This window comes from Rothia sp. HMSC065G12, assembly GCF_001811455.1.
Lineage (GTDB): Bacteria > Actinomycetota > Actinomycetes > Actinomycetales > Micrococcaceae > Rothia > Rothia dentocariosa.
Genome location: NZ_KV804811.1, coordinates 20,110 through 40,258, shown reverse-complemented (window position 1 = coordinate 40,258; position 20,149 = coordinate 20,110). Strand labels below are relative to the sequence as shown.

Below are 20,149 nucleotides of genomic sequence, written 5' to 3'. Positions count from 1 at the left end.
AGGAGTCAGATGACACACCAGAAGCGCCCAGGATGCGCCCTCGTCACCGGAGCGTCGGGAGATATTGGCGCACAAATCGCGCTCAGACTGGCGCAGGACGGATGGAATATAGCCGTCGGCTACGCCACCGGAATCGAGCGCGCCGAAGAGGTTGCCGGGCGCATCCGCGAGTGCGGCGTGTCAGCGATGCCCATCAAAATTGACGTCACCAGCACCACCTCAGTTGATGACGCCTTTGATGCACTAGAAGACTCGTTAGGGCAGGTCACCGTGCTAGTCAATAACGCCGGAATTCGTTCCGACGGGCTGGTTGCGGGGCTCAGCGACGACGAATGGGATGCGGCGATTTCGACAAACTTAAGCTCGGTTTTTCGTACCTCTCGGCGGGCGTTGGGGCCGATGATTCGCGCACGTTTTGGGCGAATCATCAATATTTCCTCGATTCTCGCCGGGAGGACAATCGCCGGAACCGGCAGCTATTCCGCCGCGAAAAGCGGAATTTTGGGGATAACCCGCGCGATGGCTATCGAGGTGGCGCGACGCGGGGTGACCGTGAACGCGGTATGCCCCGGACTCGTTGAAACCTCCATGACCGAAGAGGTTGAAACCTTCACCCAGTCGGTGCAGCGCGCCGTGCCGATGGCTCGCCCCGCGCAGGCACGCGATATTGCCGAGTGCGTGGCGTTCCTTGCCAGCGACCGCGCCGACTACATTACCGGGCAGAGCATTGCGGTAGATGGTGGGCTGAGCGCTCAGGCGTTTTCACTGAACTAGGTTCGCGCTCGCTACGAGTAAGCCCGCCGTTTGCCGGATGAGTTCACGGGTACCCGCCGTGAACACAAGATAACCAACCACAGAAAACACCAGATAATCCATGAGGAGAGAACCATGACTGAGACCCCCGTTAACACCGCATCCCTGGAAGAGTTCGTGACCCAGCAGGTGATCGACATGGGCGTGCCCGCCAGCACCGTCAAGCTCGACGCCAAAATCGATTCGATGGGACTCGACTCCCTGGATGTTGTTGAGCTCACCCAGGCGGTCAAGAAGCAGCTGATGATTCCCGTCAAGCCCAAGGATTTTGAAAACGCCTCCACCCTGCAGGATGCCGTAGATATTATTCGTGAAAAGGCACAGGAGAAGTGAGTACGAGAGTAGTCATCACGGGAATCGGTGCCGTCACCCCGCTGGGTGTTGGCGCCGAGACGCTGCATGAGCGTGCCGTGGCGGGCCTGAGCGGGCTGAACGACGAAAACGAGAACGGGCTGGGCGGCAAGGTTGGGCGATGCCTCGACTTTGACGTGAAGAACCCGCTCAGTCGCCGCGAGATGCGCCGCATGGACCGGTACACCCAGCTTGCCGTGGCGGCGGCTGATGAGGCTATCGCGCAGGCGGGCTGGGGCGGCGGGCTGCCGTGCGATGCGCGGCGCATCACCTGCTATATTGGTACCGCTATCGGCGGGCTGGACACCCTCGAAACGCAGCATTTGGTGATGCACGCCGAGGGCGCCGAGGAAGTCTCGCCGCTGACCGTGCCCATGATGATGGCGAACGCCGCGCCCGCGCATATTTCGATGCGCCACGGGCTGCACGGCGAAACAACCGCAATCGTCACGGCGTGCTCCTCGGGGGCGCAGGCGATCATCGCCGGGGTGCGCAGTATTCTGCTGGGCGAGGCGGATGCGGCCGTCGTAGGCGGCGCAGAGGCGGGAACCACCCGGTTCACCCGCGCTATCTTCAACGCCGCCGGGGCGATCTCGCCCGACGGGAACTCGACCCCCTTCGATGAGGAGCGCAACGGCTTCAACCTGGGGGAGGGTGCCGGTATTCTCGTGCTCGAATCAGCCGAGAACGCCCGCGCCCGAGGCGCCGAGATACTGGGCGAAATCGCAGGGTACGGGCTCTCCTCAGACGCTCACCACATTACGGCGCCGAACCCGGACGGCATGTATGCGGCCTATGCGCTCAACCGCGCGCTTGAAACCGCGGGGGTAACCCCCGAACAGGTATCGTACGTGAACGCCCACGGCACCGGAACCGAGCTGAACGATACGACCGAAGTGAACGTGCTGCGGCAGGCGCTCGGGGATGCCCTTGAGGACATCCCGGTTTCCTCCACGAAATCGGCGATTGGGCACCTCTTCGGGGCTGCGGGCGCCGTCGAGACCATCGCCACGCTTCAGGCGCTTCGGCACGGGCAGGCACCGCCCACCCTGGGGCTGAAAAACCTGGATAAGCGACTGGGGCAGGTGCGCATCAGCGGCGAACCGCAGGATTTAGCACCCGGCACGTTCAGCGCGGCCGACGGCACACCCAAAAGGCTGGGACTCTCAAACTCCCTGGGCTTCGGCGGGCACAACGTGACCCTGGCGATACGCGCATGAGTACTCGGCAGCCTCCCGAGGATGCGCCACTGGCGGCGGGACGTGCATCCGCAGACCCGCGATATGCGGCGTATCTCGGATGCGCCTACCATCCTGCCCCCAGCACAGCACCCGATGCGGACCTCACGCACGCGGAAAAACCCTCCGCTGAAGACCCGGCGAATGGCGGGGAATACCGCGTGTTCCTGCGGTACGATACGCGCATCGCCCCCGATGTGAGCGGGCCACTCAAGCTGAGCGTGACCGATGTGGAATACCTGCAAGACCTGCACCGCCAGGGGATCGAGGCGCTCGGGCGCGAAGCGCTCGGCGTGAAATCCGCCGACCATTTCGTGCTTTGCGGCGCAGGGCTCACCTTCACCCCGCATGTTCTGGGCGGCGACGTTCGCGGCCCCGACACAACCGGCGCAGACGAGCCGATCGAGCTGAGCCTGCACGTTCCCGTGAGCACCATCCGCCGCAGGCGCGGGCAGCCGTGCTATGCGATCAGCGGGGCGATCACCCTCTGGGTGGGCGATACCTGCCTGGCTAAAAGCGACGGCGCGGCGCTCTTCCTCACCGCCGATACCTTCGAGGAACTGCGCGGTGAACTCGGGAACACCGCAGAAATCCAGGATGCGGCTTCCGCCGGTGGCGCATCCGCCGGACTCCCGAAGGCTGTGCGTGTGTGGGGAACGCCGTACGGGCACGTGCAGGCTGCCCCCGCGCGCCTGTGCGGGGTGAGCGACGCATCCCAGGTTTTGATCGGAGACGTGCGTCATGACGATACGGCTCACGGTACCGAAACCGCCCAGGAACAGGTGGAAGAGCCGCGGGAGAAAACCTCGGAACGGCTCTCTCAGAACCCGCCGGGAACCCCCGCACTAGCCCAATGCCGCATCGTGCCCACAGCACCGCCACGGCATTTCGATCGCCCGCTGGACCACTATCCGGGGCTCATGATGGCAAGCGCAGCCCGGCAGTTCGCGGTGGCGGCGCTCGCGCATCGTACCGGGGAAGACCCCGCGAACCTGCGCGTGGCGGAAGAAACCCACGAATTTTTCGAGTTCGTGGAACTCACCGAGATTCCAACCCTCAATCTGCTGCGGTGCGAGAAACACCGCGACACCTATCAGACAGAGATCACCGTGAATCAGGGCGGTGCCGTTAAGGCACGCAGCCGATTCACCTTTATCTAGAAATTCAAGAAAGGCACCATGAGTGTGACAATTTCGGGCGTTGGCGCCGCCGTGCCCAATGACCCCATTCCAAACAGCGAATTCGCCGCGCTCGGCGTGGACGACGAATGGATTGCCAGTCGCACCGGAGTGCGCCAGCGCCACCACCTGCGCCAGGAGCAGACTCTCGCCGAGCTGGCGCTTGAAGCGAGCGAGAAGGCACTTGCGGATGCCGGTATAAGCGCCGAAGAAATCGACTTTGTGCTTGCCGCAACCACAACCGCTGACCAGGTTTCGCCGGGGCTCGCGCCCGTCGTCGCCGCAGGTTTAGGCGCCCCGCAGGTGGGCGCGGTCGATCTGAACGCCGCATGTTCCGGGTTCCTGTACGCCCTCGACTACGCCGCCTCAAAAATCGAGCAGGGCAGTATCGACCGGGCGCTCGTCATTGGTGCCGATGCGATGTCACGCCTGACTAACCCCGAGGATGCGGGCACGGCGGTACTCTTCGCCGACGGTGCCGGTGCCGCCATTGTGCAGGCGGCCCCCGAGGTGAGCGAGGACGAATACCCCTATATGTGTTCGTTCGGTTCCGACGGCAGCCAGGCGCAGGCACTGTATATTTCTGACTCCACGCAGCAGGTGGTGATGGACGGCGCCGAGGTCTATATGGCGGCGGTGGATGCGATGTCCGAGGAAATCACCTACGTGCTCGACTCGTGCGGTATCGACCCGGAGAGGATCGACCAGCTGGTCTGCCACCAGGCCAACGGAAGGATTATGGCGGCGGTCGCACGGCGGCTGCGCTGGGATTCCTCCAAAGTGCTCTCATATATCGACCGGTACGGGAACACCTCTGCCGCCTCCATCCCGATTACCCTAGCCGTCGGGCAGCAGGAGGGGCACGTGAAACCGGGAGACTTGCTGGCGCTGACCGCCTTCGGGGCGGGATTCACCTGGGGCGCGGGCGTGATCGGATTCAAAACCACCGCCTGAGCGCTGGCGGCCAGGGCGCATCCCGGTTGCGCGCAGCTAGAATCCGCCACCGTATTTCACTCTTATGCCACCCACACCCCTCATCAAAAGAGCTTTTATGAGGGGACCGACAGATAGGCGTTAACATGCCCAACACACTACAATCCCCGCCGCAGCAGGTGCAGAACGGTGTGAGCGATGACCTGCTCATCACCGCCCACGCCGCCATACTCGCGGGCAGGCACTTTAATCAGCAGGCGAGCAACCTCGCCAAACAGGGATATATGGGGGCGTACCCCTCATCCCTGGGGCAGGAGGCGTGCCAGGTTGCCGCCGCCCTCGCCTTAGAACCCGCCGACTGGCTTTTTCCTACCTACCGCGATTCGGTCGCCGTCATGAGCCGGGGTATCGACCTCACCGAAGTTCTCTCACCCTTCCACGGGTCTTCACACTGCGGGTATGCCCCCACGAAAACGCATACCGCCCCGGAGGCAACACCGCTCGCCACGCATACCGCCCACGCGGTCGGTCTGGCAATGGCGGCAAAGTTCGCCGGTGATTCCACGGTAGCTCTCGCGATGTGCGGCGACGGTTCCACAAGCGAAGGCGACTTTCATGAGGCGCTTAACCTCGCCGCTGTCTTCGAGGCGCCCGTCGTTTTCCTCGTGCAGAATAACGGGTACGCTATCTCAACCCCCGTATCCCGGCAGATGCGCGCGGCAAGTATCGCCGCGAAGGGTGAAGGGTACGGCATGCCCGCATATCGGGTTGACGGCAATGACTTTGAGCAGGTGTACCCCCGCCTGCACGAAGCCGTCGAGCGCGCCCGTGCCGGTGGCGGACCCACCCTGATTGAGGCGATGACCTACCGCATGGGGCCGCATACGACCTCCGACAACCCCGATCGGTACCGCAGCCGCGAAGAAGTCGAGCAGTGGCGCGGGCGTGACCCGCTCACCCGCATTCAGCATCAGATGTACCAGCGCCTGCCGAACGCGAAGACCCATATCGAAAACGCGATCTTAGCCGCAGAAAAGATCGCCTCCGAGGCCCGCACCAGCATGATGCAGCTGCAGATGCCCGACCCACAGGACCTTTTCGCCCACGTGTATGCGAACCCGCCGGCAACCCTGAGCGCTGTCGCCGAAGAGTACGCACAACAGCACGCCGCGCAGAATGGAGAAAACGCATGAGCCAGCAGGCAGCAGATACTCAGGTACGCGGCGCGAAGACCGCATCCGACACCGCACCTCAGGCACCGGAATCGACCCAATCCCGCTCGGATGCGGTGCAGCGAACCTCAATGGTGGGCGCCCTCAACCTGGCCTTGGGCCACGAAATGCAGCATAACGACCGCGTGGTGATGTTCGGCGTGGACGTAGGCACCCTCGGCGGTGTTTTCCGTGTGACCAACGGGCTGACCGAACGGTTCGGTGAGGAACGCTGCTTCGACACCCCCATTTCTGAGGCGGGAATTATGGGAGCCGCGATCGGCATGGCGATGTACGGGTTCCGCCCCGTGATCGAAATGCAGTTTGACGCTTTCGGCTACCCCGCCTTTGAACAGATGGTGAGCAATCTGGCGAAAATGCGCAACCGCACGCGCGGCGACCTCTCCATGCCCGTGGTGGTGCGCATGCCCTACGGCGGCGGGGTGGGTGCCGTGGAGCATCACAGCGACAGCTCGGAGGGGTACGCCGCGCATACTCCCGGGCTGCACGTGTACACCCCCTCCAACCCTTCGGATGCCTACCATATGCTGCGCCAGGCGATTCGCAGCGACGACCCGGTGATTTTCTACGAACCCAAGCGTCTGTACTGGGAAGAGGGTGACCTTGATACCTCGGCGAACCCTCTGCCGATTGGGCAGGCACGAATTTGCCGCCCCGGCGAGGACGTAACCCTTATCAGCTACGGGCCGACGGTACCGATGGCGCTTGCCGCCGCCGAAACCGCCGCCGAATACGGGTACAGCGTTGAAGTGATCGATCTGCGCACCCTCACCCCGTTCGACGAACACACCGTATGCGAAAGCGTGATGCGCACCGGCCGCGCCGTCATGGTACACGAGGCCCCGCAGACCGGCGGATTTGGTGCCGAGGTGGTGGCGCGCATTACCTCACGCTGTTTCGACTACTTAGAACGCCCCGTAGAGCGTGTGACCGGCCTGGACGTGCCCTATCCGCCGCCCGGGCTGGAACACCTGTATTTGCCGAACGAAGAGAAGATTCTGGGTACTATCGCAACCCTCTACGCCGAGAACGACTAGGAGAAACAGGCATGACTGATACACCGCACGCTTCATCCGCCCCAAGCCCCGAACCCTTACCGCCCGAGGGTTCCGACGCTTCCGGCTACCCCTTCACCTTTTATCTGCCGGATTTGGGGGAGGGGCTTCGCTCGGGTGAGATTATCGAGTGGCTCATCAGCGAAGGGCAGCAGGTTGAGCTGGATCAGGTGCTCGTGGTGGTTGAAACCGCCAAATCCACGGTCGAAATCCCCTCGCCGGTCGCGGGCGTCGTGGTGCGTCTGCTCGAACCGGTCGGTCAGGTTGTCGATGTGGATGCGCCCCTCATCGAGCTGCGCACCCCCACCCCGCAGGCCCAGGCGCCCACGGCTGGTGCAGACGCCCCCGCGAAGGATTCAGCCGATAAGCTCCCCGCCAAACCCGGCGCGGGAGAGAGCAAACACCTGGTGGGCAGGGGCAAAATGCCCATCAAACCCGGCGGCACCGGTACCGCGCTGCCGCCAAAATCCGCCAAAACTCAAGGCGGCAAGGCTCGTTCGGGTGCCAAAGTTTCGCCCGCCGTGCGCAGGCTCGCCCGCTCCCTCGGGGTCGATCTGAAAACCGTCACCGGAACCGGCGCAGGCGGCGCTATCACCCCCGAAGACGTACAAACCGCCGCCGATCACGCCGCCGGAGGCGCATCATGACTGCGGAACGCACCGCCGACCTGAGCGCGCGCATCGGCGAACCCCTGGGCGAGACCCCCTGGATGCGCATCAGCCAGCAGAACATCAACCGCTTCGGCGAGCTCACCGGCGACACCCAGTGGATTCACACAGACCCGTACCGCGCGGCGCACACCCCCTTCGGCGGCACCATCGTACACGGGGCGTATCTGCTGAGCCTCGCCATCACGTTCGCCGGGCAGCTGCTCCCCGCAGAGGGCACCTCCATGCTCGTAAACGCCGGGGTGAGTGCCGCCAGGTTCCGCAGCGCCGTGCCGGTGGACTCGCAGGTATGCGGCAGCGCATCAATCGTGAGCGCTGAAGATTTTGGGGATGCCACCCTCGCCGAAATTCGTGTTTCCGTGCATGTTAAAGGCCAGAGCAAACCCGCCACAACAGCCACAGTTCGGATGGTACTTCATGACTAACACCACCGCAGATAACCCCGCCGTACTCCTCGAACGCCGCGGCGGCATCGCGTATGTGACCCTGAATCAGCCCGAAAACCGCAACACCCTCAGCCGCCACCTGGCGACCGAGCTGCGCGAGGTGCTCAACCGGCTGCATGAGGACGATACGCTCAAAGCTGCCGTGCTCACCGGGGCCGGGCAGGATTTTAGTCTAGGCGGCAGCTACGACGACTTCGCCGAAGGTATGTCGCGCGAAAAAGAAGAATCCTTAGCGTACAGCCGCGAACTCGCGCGTCTGCTCGAAGATATTATTCTAGGGATCGTTGCCGCACCCATCCCCTTTATCGCCGCCATTAACGGGCAGGCGGCGGGGGCGGGCATGTCCTTAGCGCTCGCATGCGATCTGCGTGTTGCCGAGCCGCGCACCAAACTCAATATCGCCTACGGCATGATCGGGGCCTCCACGGACGGCGGGATGAGCTGGTTCTTACCGCGCTACGCCGGGTTCAGCGCCGCCACCGAGCTGTTATACACCCAGCCTGTTCTGCGTGCCGCGCGTGCGCAGGAGCTTTCGCTGGTGCATCGGGTGTCGGAGCCGGGTGAGTTGAACGCATGCGCCGAACAGCTCGCGGAGCAGATTGCCGGTTCTGCCTCTCATACGGTGCGCGCCGCTAAGTCTATGCTGGCCGCGCGCTATGTTGTGGAACTTGAGGAACATATGCACGCCGAGCACGAATTCTTCGCCCGCGGCGTGCTCACCGAGGATTTCCGCAATGCGGTGCACGCCATGCAGCGGGGCGAAATTCCGTCCTTTGACTAGGTACAATACCTCAGCGGATGCGGCGGTGATGCTATGGTGAACCGCGTGAATGCAGCGTTTGACGATATGAAGGGCACCGACAACACGGGCGGCACCGAAAATTCGCGGGAATTTGAGCATATGAGCACCGCCGAGAACACGGGCGAATCGCTGATGCGAAGCCTGCTCCCGCCGGATATATGCGTGGCAGAGACCCGCGGCGATTTCGGGCACCTTTACGATGCTGAACGGGAGTATTTCGCCAGCGCCGTCACCAAGCGCGTGCGCGAGGCGACTACGGCACGCTCCTGCGCCCGACTGGCGTTACAACGGCTGTACCTGCGGGAACCTGAGCTCACCGAACCGCCGGCTGAGCACATCTTCGTGCCGCGCGCCGATGGTTCGCCCGCCTGGCCTGCCGGGGTTGTGGGGAGCATGACCCACTGCGCCGGGTATCGTGCGGCGGCGGTTGGCTCGGCACACCGCTATGCGGGCATCGGGATCGATGTTGAACCCGCGATACCGCTCTCTGCCGCCGTGCACGAGCTTATTGTGCGCGACGAAGAACGGCGGTTTGCCTTCGGGGTCTACTCGAAGGTGCTGTTTTCTGCAAAAGAGGCGGCGCTCAAAACCTGGTACCCCCTGGGCTTTCGCGGGTTTGACGTGAGCGATATTTCCGTAGCCTGCGATGTCGAATCTGGGGCGGGTCGCGGGGGAGAGGATGCGCGCGGCACCTTCATGGCGCGCATCCCGACTATGCCGGATGCTCCGGTTCTACCCGGCGGCTGGGCTATCGGGGGTGGGTTTGTGGCGACTGCCGCATCCCTGTCGGCATCAAACCTACCCGCGAACAGGTAGGATTTTGCCGACAAGGTAGGATTTTCCTACCTGCTCGTACCAAAAACCACCTGCTCGCGGAAACGTTAACGTCCCGGCAGCGTCCCAGCTCTCCGAAATGTTAAGAAATATGACGAGCTTGAAGGAGTGTGTCACGGTGGGGTCAAATAACTACCACCCACAGCCGGGGGCATGCTCTAATGGGTAAACACCCCCGGAAACCCGGGAACCACCCGCACAGGAGTTAAACCGTGCACGTGGTGGCGCATCGTAAACCCAAACAACAGAAAGTTTCATAGCCGTGAAAAAATTTGTTGCTGCACTGGCAGTTGTACCTCTCGTCTTCAGCCTCGCCGCCTGCGGTTCCTCCTCGAACGGTAACGGTAACAACAAGAAGGTCACCATCGGCGTGGTCGGCACCGAGAAAGCTAACGACGTGCTCAAGGAAGAAGCCGCCAAGCAGGGTATCGACATCGAATACCAGGAATTTACCGACTACAACCAGCCCAACCCCTCCGTGGAATCGGGCGATACCGACCTGAACCGCTTCCAGCACATCGCATACCTGGCGAGCTACAACGTGAACTCGGGTAAAGACCTGCAGATCGTCGGTTCAACCAATATTTACCCCATGGCTCTCTTCTCACAGAAGCACAAGAAGGTAGACGAAATTCCCCAGGACGGTACCATTGCCGTCCCGAACGACCCCGTGAACGAGGCACGCGCCATTCTGCTGCTGAAGGCTCAGAACCTGGTAACCCTCAAGTCTGACGTACACAGCCCCACCCACGACGATATTGACACCGAGAAGTCCAAGGTCAAGGTTACCCCCGTGGACGCATCGCAGACCGTGGTCTCCTTGGACTCCGTGGACGCATCCGTCATCAATAACACCTTCTTGGCGGATGCGGGCCTGAACCCCTCGGACGCCCTCGCGCAGGATGACCCCAACACCCCCGACGCCCGCCGCTACGTGAACCTGTTCGTGGCACAGAAGGATAAGGTAGACGACGAAACCTACAAGAAGGTCGTCGAAATCTTCCACACCCAGCCCGTGCAGGACGCCGTGAAGGAAGACTCCAAGAACACTGCGGTTGAGGTGAACCTCTCCCAGGACGAACTGAAGCAGGCGCTGCAGAAAGAAGAATCGGCGCTTCGCAAGTAAAACAGACACGTGCATGAGTGCACACGGTAAATGCGGTAACCCGGAATTTCCCTGAAAACCAGGCGAAAACCGGCTTACCGCCTTTGCCGTCCCCGGGGTGAATACATGCGGATGCGCGCCGCCGAGCACGAGCGCATCCGGCGTATTTTGCCCCAGCCCTAAAACACACGAGAGCAAAGAGAGCGTACAGTGAGCGAACAGGCAGCCCCGTGGGCGAAGAACCCAGAGCCCGGCGCCACCACACCGAAGGGCACCAACACCCTCATCAGCACCGGCGCAGCGGACACCGGCGCCGAGCCCATGGTCACGATCGATAACGTCTCCAAAATTTTCGGCAAGGGCAAGAAAGAAGTCGCCGCCGTCAAAAACGTTTCCCTCACCGTTAAGAAGGGCGAGATCTTCGCGATTATCGGCTACTCGGGCGCAGGTAAATCTACCCTGGTGCGCCTGATCAACGGGCTGGAGAGCACCACCAGCGGTACCCTGACCGTGGACGGCTTCGAGATTTCCGGTAAACGTGACCTTGAGCTGCAAAAAGTCCGTACCAATATCGGCATGATCTTCCAGCAGTTCAACCTCATGAACTCGCGCACCGTAGCCCAAAACGTGGAGTTCCCGCTCAAGGTCGCCGGATGGAGCAAAGGAGAACGCACCAAACGCGTGCAGGAGATGCTCGAATTCGTGGGCTTGGCAGACCGCGCGAAATACTACCCGAGCCAGCTTTCCGGCGGGCAGAAACAGCGTGTGGGTATTGCCCGTGCGCTCGCTACGAAGCCTTCCCTGCTGTTGGCGGATGAGGCAACCAGCGCCCTTGACCCGGAAACCACGCATGAAGTGCTTGAGCTGCTCAAAGAGGTCAATCGTGAGCTTGGGATTACGGTCATCGTGATTACCCACGAAATGGATGTTGTTTCCTCGATCGCCGATCGTGTGGCGGTCATGGAAGAAGGCCGCGTGGTCGAAACCGGAAGCGTTTACGAGGTTTTCTCGAATCCGCAGACCGAGGTTGCGCAACGATTCGTGGCGACCACCGTCAAGCAGAGCCCCACCGGCGATGCGGCTGCCGCGCTGCGCAAGAACCACAAGGGCTACCTGGTGAACGTCGAGATCGTGGAAGGCAACCAGGAACTCGGCAAAATCCTGGCGTACCTGGGCTCGCGGAACGTGCGCTTCAATATTGTGCACGGCGGTATTGAGACCTTGCAGGGGAAAGCCTACGGAACCCTCACCCTCGAACTTCTTGGCGATGTGACGAGTATTGATGCCGCGGTTGCCGAGCTGAAGACCGTAACCCGCGTACAGGAGGTGCGCTAATGTCTGCACTTGTGACTACTCTGCCGTTAGCGGCATCAACCCGGTCGGTGAATTGGGATACCTTCATTCCCGATAAGCTGGTTCCCGCCATCTTCGATACCCTCTACATGGTCTCTGTAACGATGGTGATTGCCGGTCTTCTCGGTCTGATCATGGGTGCCTTGCTGTACACCACGCGCACCGGAAATATCTTCCAGAACCGGTTTGCTTACACGGTGCTGAACGTTCTGGTGAATATCGTGCGGCCTATCCCGTTCATTATTCTGATCGCGGCTTTAGGCCCGCTCACCAGTGCGGTAGTACAGACCCGTTTAGGCATAAACGCGGCGATCTTCGCGATGACCTTCGGCGCATCCTTCGCTATCGCGCGCATCGTGGAGCAGAACATGGTCTCGATTGATCCGGGCGTGATTGAGGCTGCCCGCGCGATGGGTGCCTCTAAGTTGCGGATTCTCTTCACCGTGATGATTCCCGAATCGCTCGGACCGCTGATCCTGGGCTACACCTTCATCGTGATCGGTGTGGTCGATATGTCGGCCATGGCCGGGTATGTGGGCGGCGGCGGCCTGGGTAAGGTCGCTATCGTTGACGGCTACCAGAGGTTCCAGGACCAGATCACCTGGGCCGTGGTTGCGGTCATTATCGTGCTGGTGCAGCTCGTGCAGCTCATCGGCAATATGCTGGCGAAGAAGGCTCTGCGCCGCTAGGATTCGCCGGATCAGGCACACTCAAGGGGTTTCCTGTGAAGCAATCGCGCTTCGTGGGAAACCCCTTGAGTTATATTTGGGCTTGTGAATGTATAGTGCAGCCCGAGCCTAGTTCCTATTTGTGTTTCTCGCGTGTGCCGGGTGAGCGGGTTTTTCTCGAAAATGCCACAGAGGTAACGGGGAACTGTCGGCCCGTGGAATGTTGTTGGCGCAGCCCGCATCATCCCATGCGAGTTGCGAGTTTTGCGTCGTGAGCGTCAGCGAACGCGCAATGTTTGAGCTGGAGCATGGTGGTGATGCGGGCGTCCAATCACGCGAGCATCCGGTCGCTCACTGGCTGAGGCGGGAAACCAGCCGCCTGTGCCCATCACAACATCCGTAACCGCATCCGCTACGACGAGGAATCGTCTTTATGACGCGGGTTGAGCATCCCCGGACGGTACCGCGGAATCTGCGGTGCATCGCCGGTTGTACCCTTCTGCTGGGAGTAGTCGGTGGGGCGCAGCACCCGTTCGTCGTCATCCTGCTGCGTGTATTCGCCGAGCGCCATCATGCCGTAGATGAGCGCCGCGAAAATCAGCAGGGTTGTGCCGATCTCCCCCCACATGACGATGTGATTGCGCCTGAGCGTATCGTCCACATGCGCGTAAATCATCGGTACCACCGAGAAACACCCCAGAATGGATGCGGTTCCCGCCGCCGCCAGCACGTGCGGCAGTATCCACCAGCGGCTTCGTTCGCCGCGTTTGAGCGCGCTCTCCCCGGGCAGGCGCAGCCAGGCGAAGAGGCGACGGCGCACCGCGACCCAGCCGAAGATGCCTGCCCCGAAGGCGAGAGCTCCGGGGAGTGAAAGGTACAGGGCACTTGAGAGCATGCCCGAGAGCGTGAGGGTTACCCCGACCGCCACGGCAATCAGGCTGAGGGCGTTCACCAGGCGGCGGCGCGCCCGCACCTTCAGGTGGTCGATAAGTTCGGGAGGAACCGCATCCGGGTCAGGTTTTTCTTCCCAGAACGGGCGGTAGTATTCGAGTTCTTCGGCGCTCATGTTCTCAAAGCGCAAACCGTAGCGCCCCTGCCCGCTCTGATACTGCCCGCGCGAGGTTTGTTCATGCTGATTCGGGCGAGCCTGTTCAGCCCGATTTCGCGCTGAGTTCTTCTCAGGTTGGTCACCAAAATTCTGCTCGTTGCGGGCATCTTTACCCGGGTTCTGAGGTGTCATTTTAGCTCTCCATCATCAGGGTTGTGGATGCTTTCACCGCCGAATCCTCCAGGCGTGCCACCCAGTCGCGCGCCGTGCGCCAAAGCTGCGGGTCGGTAAACGTGTCGAAATGCCCAAACCCGCGCGGTGCCCCCGCAAAATCACCGTGGGGCACGTAAATAAGAACCTTAGTTCCGGCGTCTCGTGCCGCCTGCGCGCCTGCCGGTGAGTCTTCGATCGTGAGCGCATCCGGCCCGGCGAAGCCTAGTCGACGTGCCGCCTCCCGGTAGATATCGGGTGCGGGTTTGCCGTGGGGAACGTCGTCGCAGCTGACCCAGGTGCGCACGAGCGGGGCGTACCCGTAGGTGTGCATTTTGGTGTTGAGAATGCCTGCCGTGGAGTTGGATGCGACGGCCACGGGCATATGCTCGCCCAGGTAGCTGAGGAATTCTTGGGCACCAGGTACGAGGTCTACACCGGCGTTGATAATATCTGCTTCGATGCGCGCAAGTTCAGTGAGCGTATTGTGCTGATGCTGGGCGTATTCCTGGGTGTTGTTAGGGTCGCCGGTGTATGAGAGACGCGCGAGCGTTTCTGCAACCTGATGCGCGGAAAGCCCGGTTAACTGCTCTTCGAGGTCGTCGCTGAAGGGGATGTTCCAGCGGTTGAAGAGTTCGCGCTGCACGCGGTTCCAGGCGGTCTCGGAGTCGAGAAGAACCCCGTCGCAGTCGAAGATTGCGCAGCGGGGGAACCAGGAAGCGGGCACGGTGTGTTCAAACATGACTCCATCTTCTCACACCCGCCCTCCTATTACTCCTATTCCGCGAGCAGGTGGTTTTTGGTGCGAGCAGGTAGGAAAATCCTACCTTTTCGGCAAAATCCTACCTGCTCGCGGTATTCTGAAATATAGTAACATTACTACAATCGGACTTTGGGGAGAGAAAACTATGACGACTACAGTATCAGCACGCGAATTTAATCAGAATGCCAGTGCCGCTCTGCGCCTTGCCGCGGAAGAACCCGTCTTTATTACCAAACGCGGCACACCGACCAACGTTATTTTGAGTATTGAAGACTATCAACGACTGGCCCAACCGCAACCTCGGCGTTCCTTGGCGGATGCGCTTTCCACCATGTCGGCAGAGGCGGGCGAGATTGATTTTGATATTGATCGCGAACCGAGCATCCCAAATCCTCACCGCGAGGTAGACTTCGCAGAAGACGGCGACTTTTTCGGCAGCGAGGAGAACTAATCCGTGTACCTTGCCGATACAAATGTGATCTCCGAACTGCGTAAATACCGCTCGGGCAGAATGCATCCTTCGGTGCGCCGTTGGGTAGAACATGTAGACGTGAACGACGTGTATATCAGCGTGATTAGCATGATGGAGATTCGCACAGGAATCCTGCGGCGTGCCCGTAAAGATGCGGCTCAGGCTCAGATTCTGCAGCAATGGTTTTCTCATGAGCTTGCGCCGGAGTTTGCGGGGCGCATCCTGCCGGTTTCTTTAGAGGTTGCTCTCACCTGCGCTGAACTCCACGTGCCGCATAAGAAATCAGAATACGATGCGCTGATCGGCGCCACTGCCAGAGAACACCACCTGATGTTGGTGACTCGTAACGTTGCAGATTTTCAGGGCATGGACCTCGATATTCTCAACCCGTTCGAGTTTTAGTCTTGACGCTTAGTGTATGCCGCGAGCAGGTAGGATTTTCCTACCTGCTCGCGGACAAGGGAAAAGAAAATCCTACACCGCCGAGACCGGTTTGCGGCTGACCTGCTCCATAACGGGCCCGGTTGCCGCCAACGCTGCGAATACCAGTCCCAGCCCCATCGCGATCGAGCCGAATACCAGTGCTGCGGTGTACAGCAGCCCCGTCTCGGTGAGTGCCGAACCAAGCAGCAGCACGAATAGCGGCAGTGCCACCACCGCAGACATACAGCTCACCAACAGCAGCGGACCAAACACTACGATGCGCCTCGAACGCGTCAAAACCGCAGCTTCGGTACCCATCATCCGCAGAGAAGAATATAACGAACCGCGCTCATATATAGCGGCGGACTGGTTCAGCAGCGCCGAAAGCGCCACCAGCAGGTAGGAGAGGAACAGCACCAGCACCAAGCCCTGAAGCATATCCCCAATAAGATAGGACTCCGCCGAGCCTTCTTCCACACCCGGCGCGGAATTGACCATGCCCAGAATCGGCCCCACGAAAGCGGCAATAAACGTGGTCATGGCAACCCCGGAGACCTGCCGCCAGGCGGCGCGCGGCGATTCCATAATAGAGCGATATGCCAGCAGGGTTGCGGGGGTGCGGGCGGTGCGAACCCGAATGCGGGCGTACAGGCCCACCACGAACCCGCCAATCAGGTCTACGGCGAGCATCGTGAGCAGGATCGGCAGCCCAAACATGATGGTGGTTACTAGCACCAGCACGAATCCGTTCGAGTCCATCGAATCGGCTGCGAGATTCATAATGTGGGAGGCAATCGCCCCGACGAAACCCACCACTAGAAGCACGCAGCCCAGAATGAGGGCGCGTTTACCCAGGGACGGCTTATCCGAACGGGTGCGTACTCCCAGCGGGCTAATGGTAACTTTTGAGAGCCCAAAGAGCGAACTGGTTGCGGCGATGATCAGGCTCACAAACCCGCAGACCAGCACGATGGGCAGGGGCAGCAGCATATTTTCGGGGCCCAGCGGGATGTTCTGGAAGCGCAGCATTCCGAAGGGCAGCACCAGAATCAGGTACACGATAAACCCGAGCACGAACCCAACCGCAGCGTAGATCACGGAATCGAGCATGGTGTAGAGGGTAAGTCGCCGGGTGGATGCGCCCAGCAGCCGCAGGGTTGCCAGGCGGTCGTCGCGGCGGCGTGCGCTGAGCCGTGCTGCGGATGCGCCGAGCGTGAAGAGCGGGGTGAGCAGCAGGAACCCGCTGATCCAGGCGAGCATCAGGTATAGCGGCTGCAGCGTGTGCGCCGTGTTTTTGGTGCCGGAGCCCGCCTCGACCGAGGTGGCCGTGCTGGCGTCTCCGCCCAGCCAGGTGTAGAAGGCGTGAATACCTCCGGCGATCAGCAGAAAGAGCGCCGCGGATGCGGCAAACGCAAGCACCGGAAGAACCGCCTGTGAGGTGGGCAGGGTGCGGCGCGCGAGAAGTTTGAAGGTCTGCATTCTTAGGCGCCTTTCCCCAGGAGGCCGCGCATCCAGAAAGGACGTCGGGCGGGTTTATGCGGCGCGGGTGTGTGGTTGAGTGGGACCGCGGTGTGCGCCGTGCCCGGAGTATGGGCGGGAGAGTAGCGAACGTTCGCGGGTGGCTGGGTTTGCACGGAAACTCGGTTGTACGTTTGACGCGGGTTCCCCGCGGGGTTACCCGGCTGGAAGACACCCGGCTGTGCGGAAGGAGCGGGTGCCGCATCCTGAGGCGGTACCGGCTGGCTCGGCGGTGCGGGCACTCGATACTGTACCGAATCCCCGCCCTGCTGACCGGGCGCGGCAGAGTCCTGCCGGTTATCCTGCACAATCTGCCCGTCGTGCAGGTGGATGGTGCGGGAGCATTGCGCCGCAACCTGCGGGTCGTGGGTGACGATCACAAGGGTTTTACCCTGCTGCGGAACGAGTGTGAGCAGAAGATCCATGACCTCTTGGGCGGTCACGCTGTCGAGCGCGCCGGTGGGTTCATCCGCAAAGGTAATCGGCGCACCGGTAATCTGCGAGCGCGCAATCGCCACGCGCTGTGCCTGCCCACCGGAAAGTTCGCCGATGCGTTTCTCGCACATGTCGCCTAGCCCCAGCCGGGCGAGCAGGTTTGCGGATGCGCCGCGCGCCTGCTCGCGCGACATCCCGGAGATCATGGCGCCGAGCGAGACGTTTTCTTCTGCGGTGAGCTCAGGGATGAGAAGTCCCTGCTGAAAGATGAATCCGAAGGAGTTTGCGCGCAGGCTTGTGCGCTGTTTTTCGCTCAGGGCGCCGAGTTCAACGCGCCCGCCCGGTATCTCGGGTCCGCCGCCGAGCACCTGAATGGTGCCCGAGTCTATACGAATAATGCCGGAGAGCGCGTGCAGAAGTGTGGTTTTTCCGGAACCGGAGGGTCCCATAACGGCCACGGATTCGCCGGGGTAAATATCGAGCGAAATATCGCGCAGTACTGTGTGCTGTCCGTAGGATTTGGTAAGGTTGCGCACCGAGATAACGGGTGCGTATGAGGTGTAAGAAGTATTCATAGCATCCATTTTTCCAAGGGTGACGGGGCGTTTTTATCCGTCTACGGAGTGAAAAAATACGGCGATAATGCCGGGTTTTTCGCGGGTTTTCATCCCTAAGGATGAGTGGGGCGTGTTCTGGGATACGGCTCTAAATCGTGAGGATGATGCCATACTTAAGACCATGACTGACGCACAGACCCACCATGAACACGCTGAAACGCCCGGTAAGATTTTTCTGCTTCGGCACGGGCAGACCGACTGGAATATAAATCACCGGTTTCAGGGCAGAACCGATATTCCGTTGAACGATACGGGGCGTGAACAGATTCGGGGCGCCGTGCCGCAGCTGCGTGAGATGGCTCAGCGCGGCGTGCAGATTGACGGTGTGGTTTCGTCCCCGCTTGAGCGCGCGGCGGAGAGCGGGCAGATTGTTGCTCAGGCACTAGGGGTGCCGTATCTGGGTGCATACGCGGGGCTAGAAGAACGCTCATTCGGTGATTTGGAGGGTGAGGCTGCAACCCCTGAGCTGGTGGCGGCATCCCGCACGGATGGGCATAAATACGGGGTTGAGGAGCGCGAGGCCCTGGTGAGCCGCGCCCTGACCGCCCTGAACCGGGTGCGCCGCGAGCATGAGGGCAAGAACATTGTGGTGGCTACTCACGGCATGCTGATTGCGGTGACGATGACCGTGCTTCTGGAAGGCCGCGAGCATGAGGGCTACGAGACGATCGACGGCATGTTCCCTATTCCTCCGAATGCTTCGCTCACCGAGCTTCCCACCGATTATCTTGACGATGCGATTGATGCCCACGTGCTGGTGAGCCGCCAGCCTAAGCTGCACGCCGAACCTTTCCCTAAGAATCTGGCGGGCGGTTCGCTCACGCTGATTCGCCACGGACAGACCGAATGGAATAAGAACCAGCTCATGCAAGGTATCAGCGATATTCCGCTGAACGACACCGGTCGCGCACAGGCACGTGAAACCGGGGCGAAGCTGCGCAGCCTGGGTTTGAGCTATGACCGTGTAATTTCTTCACCACTCTCGCGAGCCTATGAAACCGCGCAGCTGGTGGGCGAGGATTTCGGGCTTCCGGTCAGCGAAACCTACCCCGACTTGGTGGAACGTAATTATGGTGCCGCCGAGGGCGTGAATATTCCCGTTCCCGAGCGGCGCGCCCCCGACCGCTACTATCCGCAGGTAGAGACCGAACGCGATGTGTATGTGCGTGCCGTGCGTGTTCTGCGTGAGATTGTGCGCCAGTATCCTGGGGAGCGCATCATTGCGGTGAGCCACGGGAGCCTGATTCGCCGCGCTATTTCGGCGGCGCAGGGGTACGAGCATACGCAGACTGTGCCGAACGCTGAGCCTTTAGAGGTCGATCTTAAAGGGCTTTTTGCCTTTGATGAGAGCACGGTGTTCGATGAGCGGGGTCGTCTTGTCTGGTAGATCTGGCAGAGTGTTCCGGGTAATCGGATGGGCGCTTTTTGCCCTATATTGCGCCGTCGTTGCAACGATCGTGTTTGCCCCGCAGCATGTGGACGATAACGAGGCGGGCTCTCGTCTGGCTTCGCTTCTCGATGCCGGCCACGCCCAGGGTTGGCTTCCCGGGTTTATCACCTATGCGAGCATCGAACAACTCTCGAATGTCATCATGTTTGCCCCCGGTGGGTTTCTGCTCATGCTGTTGCTGATCTGCCATGCCCGCCCGTGGCGAAGGGTAGGGGTAATCACCCTGGGCGCGGTAGCGGTCAGTGCCGGAATCGAACTCATTCAAACGGCCATGCCCGAACGCACCGGCGACCCCATAGACGTGCTCATGAACGGGACGGGTGCGTTTATTGGTTCCCTGACCGCCTGGGGTGTGCATAGTCTCTGGATGCGCTGGGTTAAGAGGTAATTCACGGATATGGATGCTTACACTCGCTTGACAAGGCACCCAGTCACCACGCCTTCGCTTCGCTCCGGCGATGGCGACAGCCCTAGGCCCTCGCTGTAAGCATCCGCATCCTGAACGCGCCACGCACTAGAAAACCTTTGTGATTCAAG

At 61.1% G+C, this 20,149-nt stretch carries 23 protein-coding genes; 19 read left to right on the top strand and 4 right to left on the bottom strand.

The genetic code is table 11. The features are described from left to right. The first annotated feature begins 9 nt into the window (after window positions 1–9). The 15 genes from HMPREF2804_RS02695 to HMPREF2804_RS11400 all read left to right on the top strand — a co-directional run bounded on the left by HMPREF2804_RS02695 (window position 10) and on the right by HMPREF2804_RS11400 (window position 13,079). Window positions 10–774: an SDR family oxidoreductase gene (locus tag HMPREF2804_RS02695; protein WP_048754943.1), complete on the top strand. Its 765-nt coding sequence runs from the start codon at window positions 10–12 to the stop codon at window positions 772–774. A 114-nt stretch (window positions 775–888) separates the two neighbouring features. Continuing rightward, on the top strand, window positions 889–1,146 hold the full coding sequence (locus tag HMPREF2804_RS02690; protein WP_070627164.1) for an acyl carrier protein: 258 nt from the start codon (window positions 889–891) through the stop codon (window positions 1,144–1,146). Beyond that, a complete protein-coding gene (locus HMPREF2804_RS02685; protein ID WP_070627162.1) occupies window positions 1,143–2,384 on the top strand; it encodes a beta-ketoacyl-[acyl-carrier-protein] synthase family protein in 1,242 nt (413 codons plus the stop codon). Before HMPREF2804_RS02690 ends, HMPREF2804_RS02685 begins: the two co-directional genes overlap by 4 nt. After that, window positions 2,381–3,562: an AfsA-related hotdog domain-containing protein gene (locus tag HMPREF2804_RS02680; RefSeq protein WP_070627160.1), complete on the top strand. Its 1,182-nt coding sequence runs from the start codon at window positions 2,381–2,383 to the stop codon at window positions 3,560–3,562. Before HMPREF2804_RS02685 ends, HMPREF2804_RS02680 begins: the two co-directional genes overlap by 4 nt. An 18-nt stretch (window positions 3,563–3,580) precedes the next feature. Beyond that, a complete protein-coding gene (locus HMPREF2804_RS02675) occupies window positions 3,581–4,534 on the top strand; it encodes a 3-oxoacyl-ACP synthase III family protein (protein ID WP_004005617.1) in 954 nt (317 codons plus the stop codon). Window positions 4,535–4,659: 125 nt separating this feature from the next. Continuing rightward, window positions 4,660–5,706 (top strand): thiamine pyrophosphate-dependent enzyme, encoded by a 1,047-nt coding sequence (locus tag HMPREF2804_RS02670; RefSeq protein ID WP_070627158.1) that lies wholly within the window; start codon window positions 4,660–4,662, stop codon window positions 5,704–5,706. Further along, complete coding sequence (locus HMPREF2804_RS02665; protein WP_083308330.1) at window positions 5,703–6,782, top strand: alpha-ketoacid dehydrogenase subunit beta; 1,080 nt, start codon at window positions 5,703–5,705, stop codon at window positions 6,780–6,782. Before HMPREF2804_RS02670 ends, HMPREF2804_RS02665 begins: the two co-directional genes overlap by 4 nt. 11 nt (window positions 6,783–6,793) lie before the next feature. Further along, window positions 6,794–7,447: a biotin/lipoyl-containing protein gene (locus tag HMPREF2804_RS02660; RefSeq protein ID WP_070627156.1), complete on the top strand. Its 654-nt coding sequence runs from the start codon at window positions 6,794–6,796 to the stop codon at window positions 7,445–7,447. Further along, the gene (locus HMPREF2804_RS02655) at window positions 7,444–7,893 is read left to right on the top strand and encodes a MaoC/PaaZ C-terminal domain-containing protein (RefSeq protein WP_070448826.1); all 450 of its coding nucleotides are present in this window, start codon (window positions 7,444–7,446) and stop codon (window positions 7,891–7,893) included. Before HMPREF2804_RS02660 ends, HMPREF2804_RS02655 begins: the two co-directional genes overlap by 4 nt. After that, window positions 7,886–8,695 (top strand): enoyl-CoA hydratase/isomerase family protein, encoded by an 810-nt coding sequence (locus tag HMPREF2804_RS02650; RefSeq protein ID WP_070627154.1) that lies wholly within the window; start codon window positions 7,886–7,888, stop codon window positions 8,693–8,695. The genes HMPREF2804_RS02655 and HMPREF2804_RS02650 overlap by 8 nt, the downstream gene beginning before the upstream one ends. A 45-nt stretch (window positions 8,696–8,740) precedes the next feature. Then, complete coding sequence (locus tag HMPREF2804_RS02645) at window positions 8,741–9,532, top strand: 4'-phosphopantetheinyl transferase family protein (protein ID WP_141750928.1); 792 nt, start codon at window positions 8,741–8,743, stop codon at window positions 9,530–9,532. Between the two features lie 280 nt (window positions 9,533–9,812). After that, window positions 9,813–10,676, top strand: a complete 864-nt coding sequence (locus HMPREF2804_RS02640; protein WP_070627153.1) for a MetQ/NlpA family ABC transporter substrate-binding protein — start codon at window positions 9,813–9,815, stop codon at window positions 10,674–10,676. Between the two features lie 189 nt (window positions 10,677–10,865). Beyond that, on the top strand, window positions 10,866–11,990 hold the full coding sequence (locus HMPREF2804_RS02635) for a methionine ABC transporter ATP-binding protein (RefSeq protein WP_070627151.1): 1,125 nt from the start codon (window positions 10,866–10,868) through the stop codon (window positions 11,988–11,990). Then, entirely contained in the window at window positions 11,990–12,697 is a 708-nt protein-coding gene (locus HMPREF2804_RS02630) for a methionine ABC transporter permease (protein WP_013397874.1), read from the top strand. Before HMPREF2804_RS02635 ends, HMPREF2804_RS02630 begins: the two co-directional genes overlap by 1 nt. 250 nt (window positions 12,698–12,947) lie before the next feature. Further along, a complete protein-coding gene (locus tag HMPREF2804_RS11400) occupies window positions 12,948–13,079 on the top strand; it encodes a hypothetical protein (RefSeq protein ID WP_256370663.1) in 132 nt (43 codons plus the stop codon). 9 nt (window positions 13,080–13,088) lie between these two features. On the opposite strand, the gene HMPREF2804_RS02625 is transcribed toward HMPREF2804_RS11400, so the two are convergent. Together HMPREF2804_RS02625 and HMPREF2804_RS02620 are read right to left on the bottom strand one after the other, a co-directional pair. Next, window positions 13,089–13,916 (bottom strand): DUF1109 domain-containing protein, encoded by an 828-nt coding sequence (locus HMPREF2804_RS02625; protein ID WP_070627149.1) that lies wholly within the window; start codon window positions 13,914–13,916, stop codon window positions 13,089–13,091. A gap of 1 nt (window position 13,917) precedes the next feature. After that, entirely contained in the window at window positions 13,918–14,676 is a 759-nt protein-coding gene (locus HMPREF2804_RS02620) for an HAD family hydrolase (RefSeq protein ID WP_070627147.1), read from the bottom strand. Between the two features lie 166 nt (window positions 14,677–14,842). Here HMPREF2804_RS02620 and HMPREF2804_RS02615 point away from each other — a divergent pair, with 166 nt between their 5' ends. Together HMPREF2804_RS02615 and HMPREF2804_RS02610 are read left to right on the top strand one after the other, a co-directional pair. Beyond that, complete coding sequence (locus tag HMPREF2804_RS02615; RefSeq protein WP_037231293.1) at window positions 14,843–15,148, top strand: type II toxin-antitoxin system Phd/YefM family antitoxin; 306 nt, start codon at window positions 14,843–14,845, stop codon at window positions 15,146–15,148. 3 nt (window positions 15,149–15,151) lie between these two features. Continuing rightward, on the top strand, window positions 15,152–15,571 hold the full coding sequence (locus HMPREF2804_RS02610) for a type II toxin-antitoxin system VapC family toxin (RefSeq protein WP_070617630.1): 420 nt from the start codon (window positions 15,152–15,154) through the stop codon (window positions 15,569–15,571). Between the two features lie 72 nt (window positions 15,572–15,643). Here HMPREF2804_RS02610 and HMPREF2804_RS02605 read toward each other — a convergent pair whose 3' ends face one another. Next, window positions 15,644–17,071 carry an FtsX-like permease family protein gene (locus HMPREF2804_RS02605; RefSeq protein WP_070627145.1) on the bottom strand — a complete coding sequence of 476 codons (1,428 nt, stop codon included), beginning with the start codon at window positions 17,069–17,071 and terminating at the stop codon, window positions 15,644–15,646. A gap of 2 nt (window positions 17,072–17,073) precedes the next feature. Further along, the gene (locus tag HMPREF2804_RS02600; protein ID WP_246824103.1) at window positions 17,074–18,120 is read right to left on the bottom strand and encodes an ABC transporter ATP-binding protein; all 1,047 of its coding nucleotides are present in this window, start codon (window positions 18,118–18,120) and stop codon (window positions 17,074–17,076) included. Window positions 18,121–18,187: 67 nt separating this feature from the next. Between HMPREF2804_RS02600 and HMPREF2804_RS02595 the strand changes: the two genes are divergently transcribed. Together HMPREF2804_RS02595 and HMPREF2804_RS02590 are read left to right on the top strand one after the other, a co-directional pair. Next, entirely contained in the window at window positions 18,188–19,549 is a 1,362-nt protein-coding gene (locus HMPREF2804_RS02595) for a histidine phosphatase family protein (RefSeq protein WP_246824102.1), read from the top strand. A gap of 10 nt (window positions 19,550–19,559) precedes the next feature. After that, complete coding sequence (locus tag HMPREF2804_RS02590) at window positions 19,560–20,000, top strand: VanZ family protein (RefSeq protein WP_368664727.1); 441 nt, start codon at window positions 19,560–19,562, stop codon at window positions 19,998–20,000. The last annotated feature ends 149 nt before the right edge of the window (window positions 20,001–20,149 follow it).

Coding starts and splice junctions, on each gene's coding strand:
- HMPREF2804_RS02675 (WP_004005617.1), top strand. CDS start 3,581: ATGAGTGTGACAATTTCGGGCGTTGGCGCCGCCGTGCCCAATGACCCC.
- HMPREF2804_RS02625 (WP_070627149.1), bottom strand. CDS start 13,916: ATGACACCTCAGAACCCGGGTAAAGATGCCCGCAACGAGCAGAATTTT.
- HMPREF2804_RS02605 (WP_070627145.1), bottom strand. CDS start 17,071: ATGCAGACCTTCAAACTTCTCGCGCGCCGCACCCTGCCCACCTCACAG.
- HMPREF2804_RS02630 (WP_013397874.1), top strand. CDS start 11,990: ATGTCTGCACTTGTGACTACTCTGCCGTTAGCGGCATCAACCCGGTCG.
- HMPREF2804_RS02670 (WP_070627158.1), top strand. CDS start 4,660: ATGCCCAACACACTACAATCCCCGCCGCAGCAGGTGCAGAACGGTGTG.
- HMPREF2804_RS02650 (WP_070627154.1), top strand. CDS start 7,886: ATGACTAACACCACCGCAGATAACCCCGCCGTACTCCTCGAACGCCGC.
- HMPREF2804_RS02615 (WP_037231293.1), top strand. CDS start 14,843: ATGACGACTACAGTATCAGCACGCGAATTTAATCAGAATGCCAGTGCC.
- HMPREF2804_RS02665 (WP_083308330.1), top strand. CDS start 5,703: ATGAGCCAGCAGGCAGCAGATACTCAGGTACGCGGCGCGAAGACCGCA.
- HMPREF2804_RS02680 (WP_070627160.1), top strand. CDS start 2,381: ATGAGTACTCGGCAGCCTCCCGAGGATGCGCCACTGGCGGCGGGACGT.
- HMPREF2804_RS02695 (WP_048754943.1), top strand. CDS start 10: ATGACACACCAGAAGCGCCCAGGATGCGCCCTCGTCACCGGAGCGTCG.
- HMPREF2804_RS02655 (WP_070448826.1), top strand. CDS start 7,444: ATGACTGCGGAACGCACCGCCGACCTGAGCGCGCGCATCGGCGAACCC.
- HMPREF2804_RS02620 (WP_070627147.1), bottom strand. CDS start 14,676: ATGTTTGAACACACCGTGCCCGCTTCCTGGTTCCCCCGCTGCGCAATC.
- HMPREF2804_RS02595 (WP_246824102.1), top strand. CDS start 18,188: ATGCCGGGTTTTTCGCGGGTTTTCATCCCTAAGGATGAGTGGGGCGTG.
- HMPREF2804_RS02600 (WP_246824103.1), bottom strand. CDS start 18,120: ATGAATACTTCTTACACCTCATACGCACCCGTTATCTCGGTGCGCAAC.
- HMPREF2804_RS02690 (WP_070627164.1), top strand. CDS start 889: ATGACTGAGACCCCCGTTAACACCGCATCCCTGGAAGAGTTCGTGACC.
- HMPREF2804_RS02660 (WP_070627156.1), top strand. CDS start 6,794: ATGACTGATACACCGCACGCTTCATCCGCCCCAAGCCCCGAACCCTTA.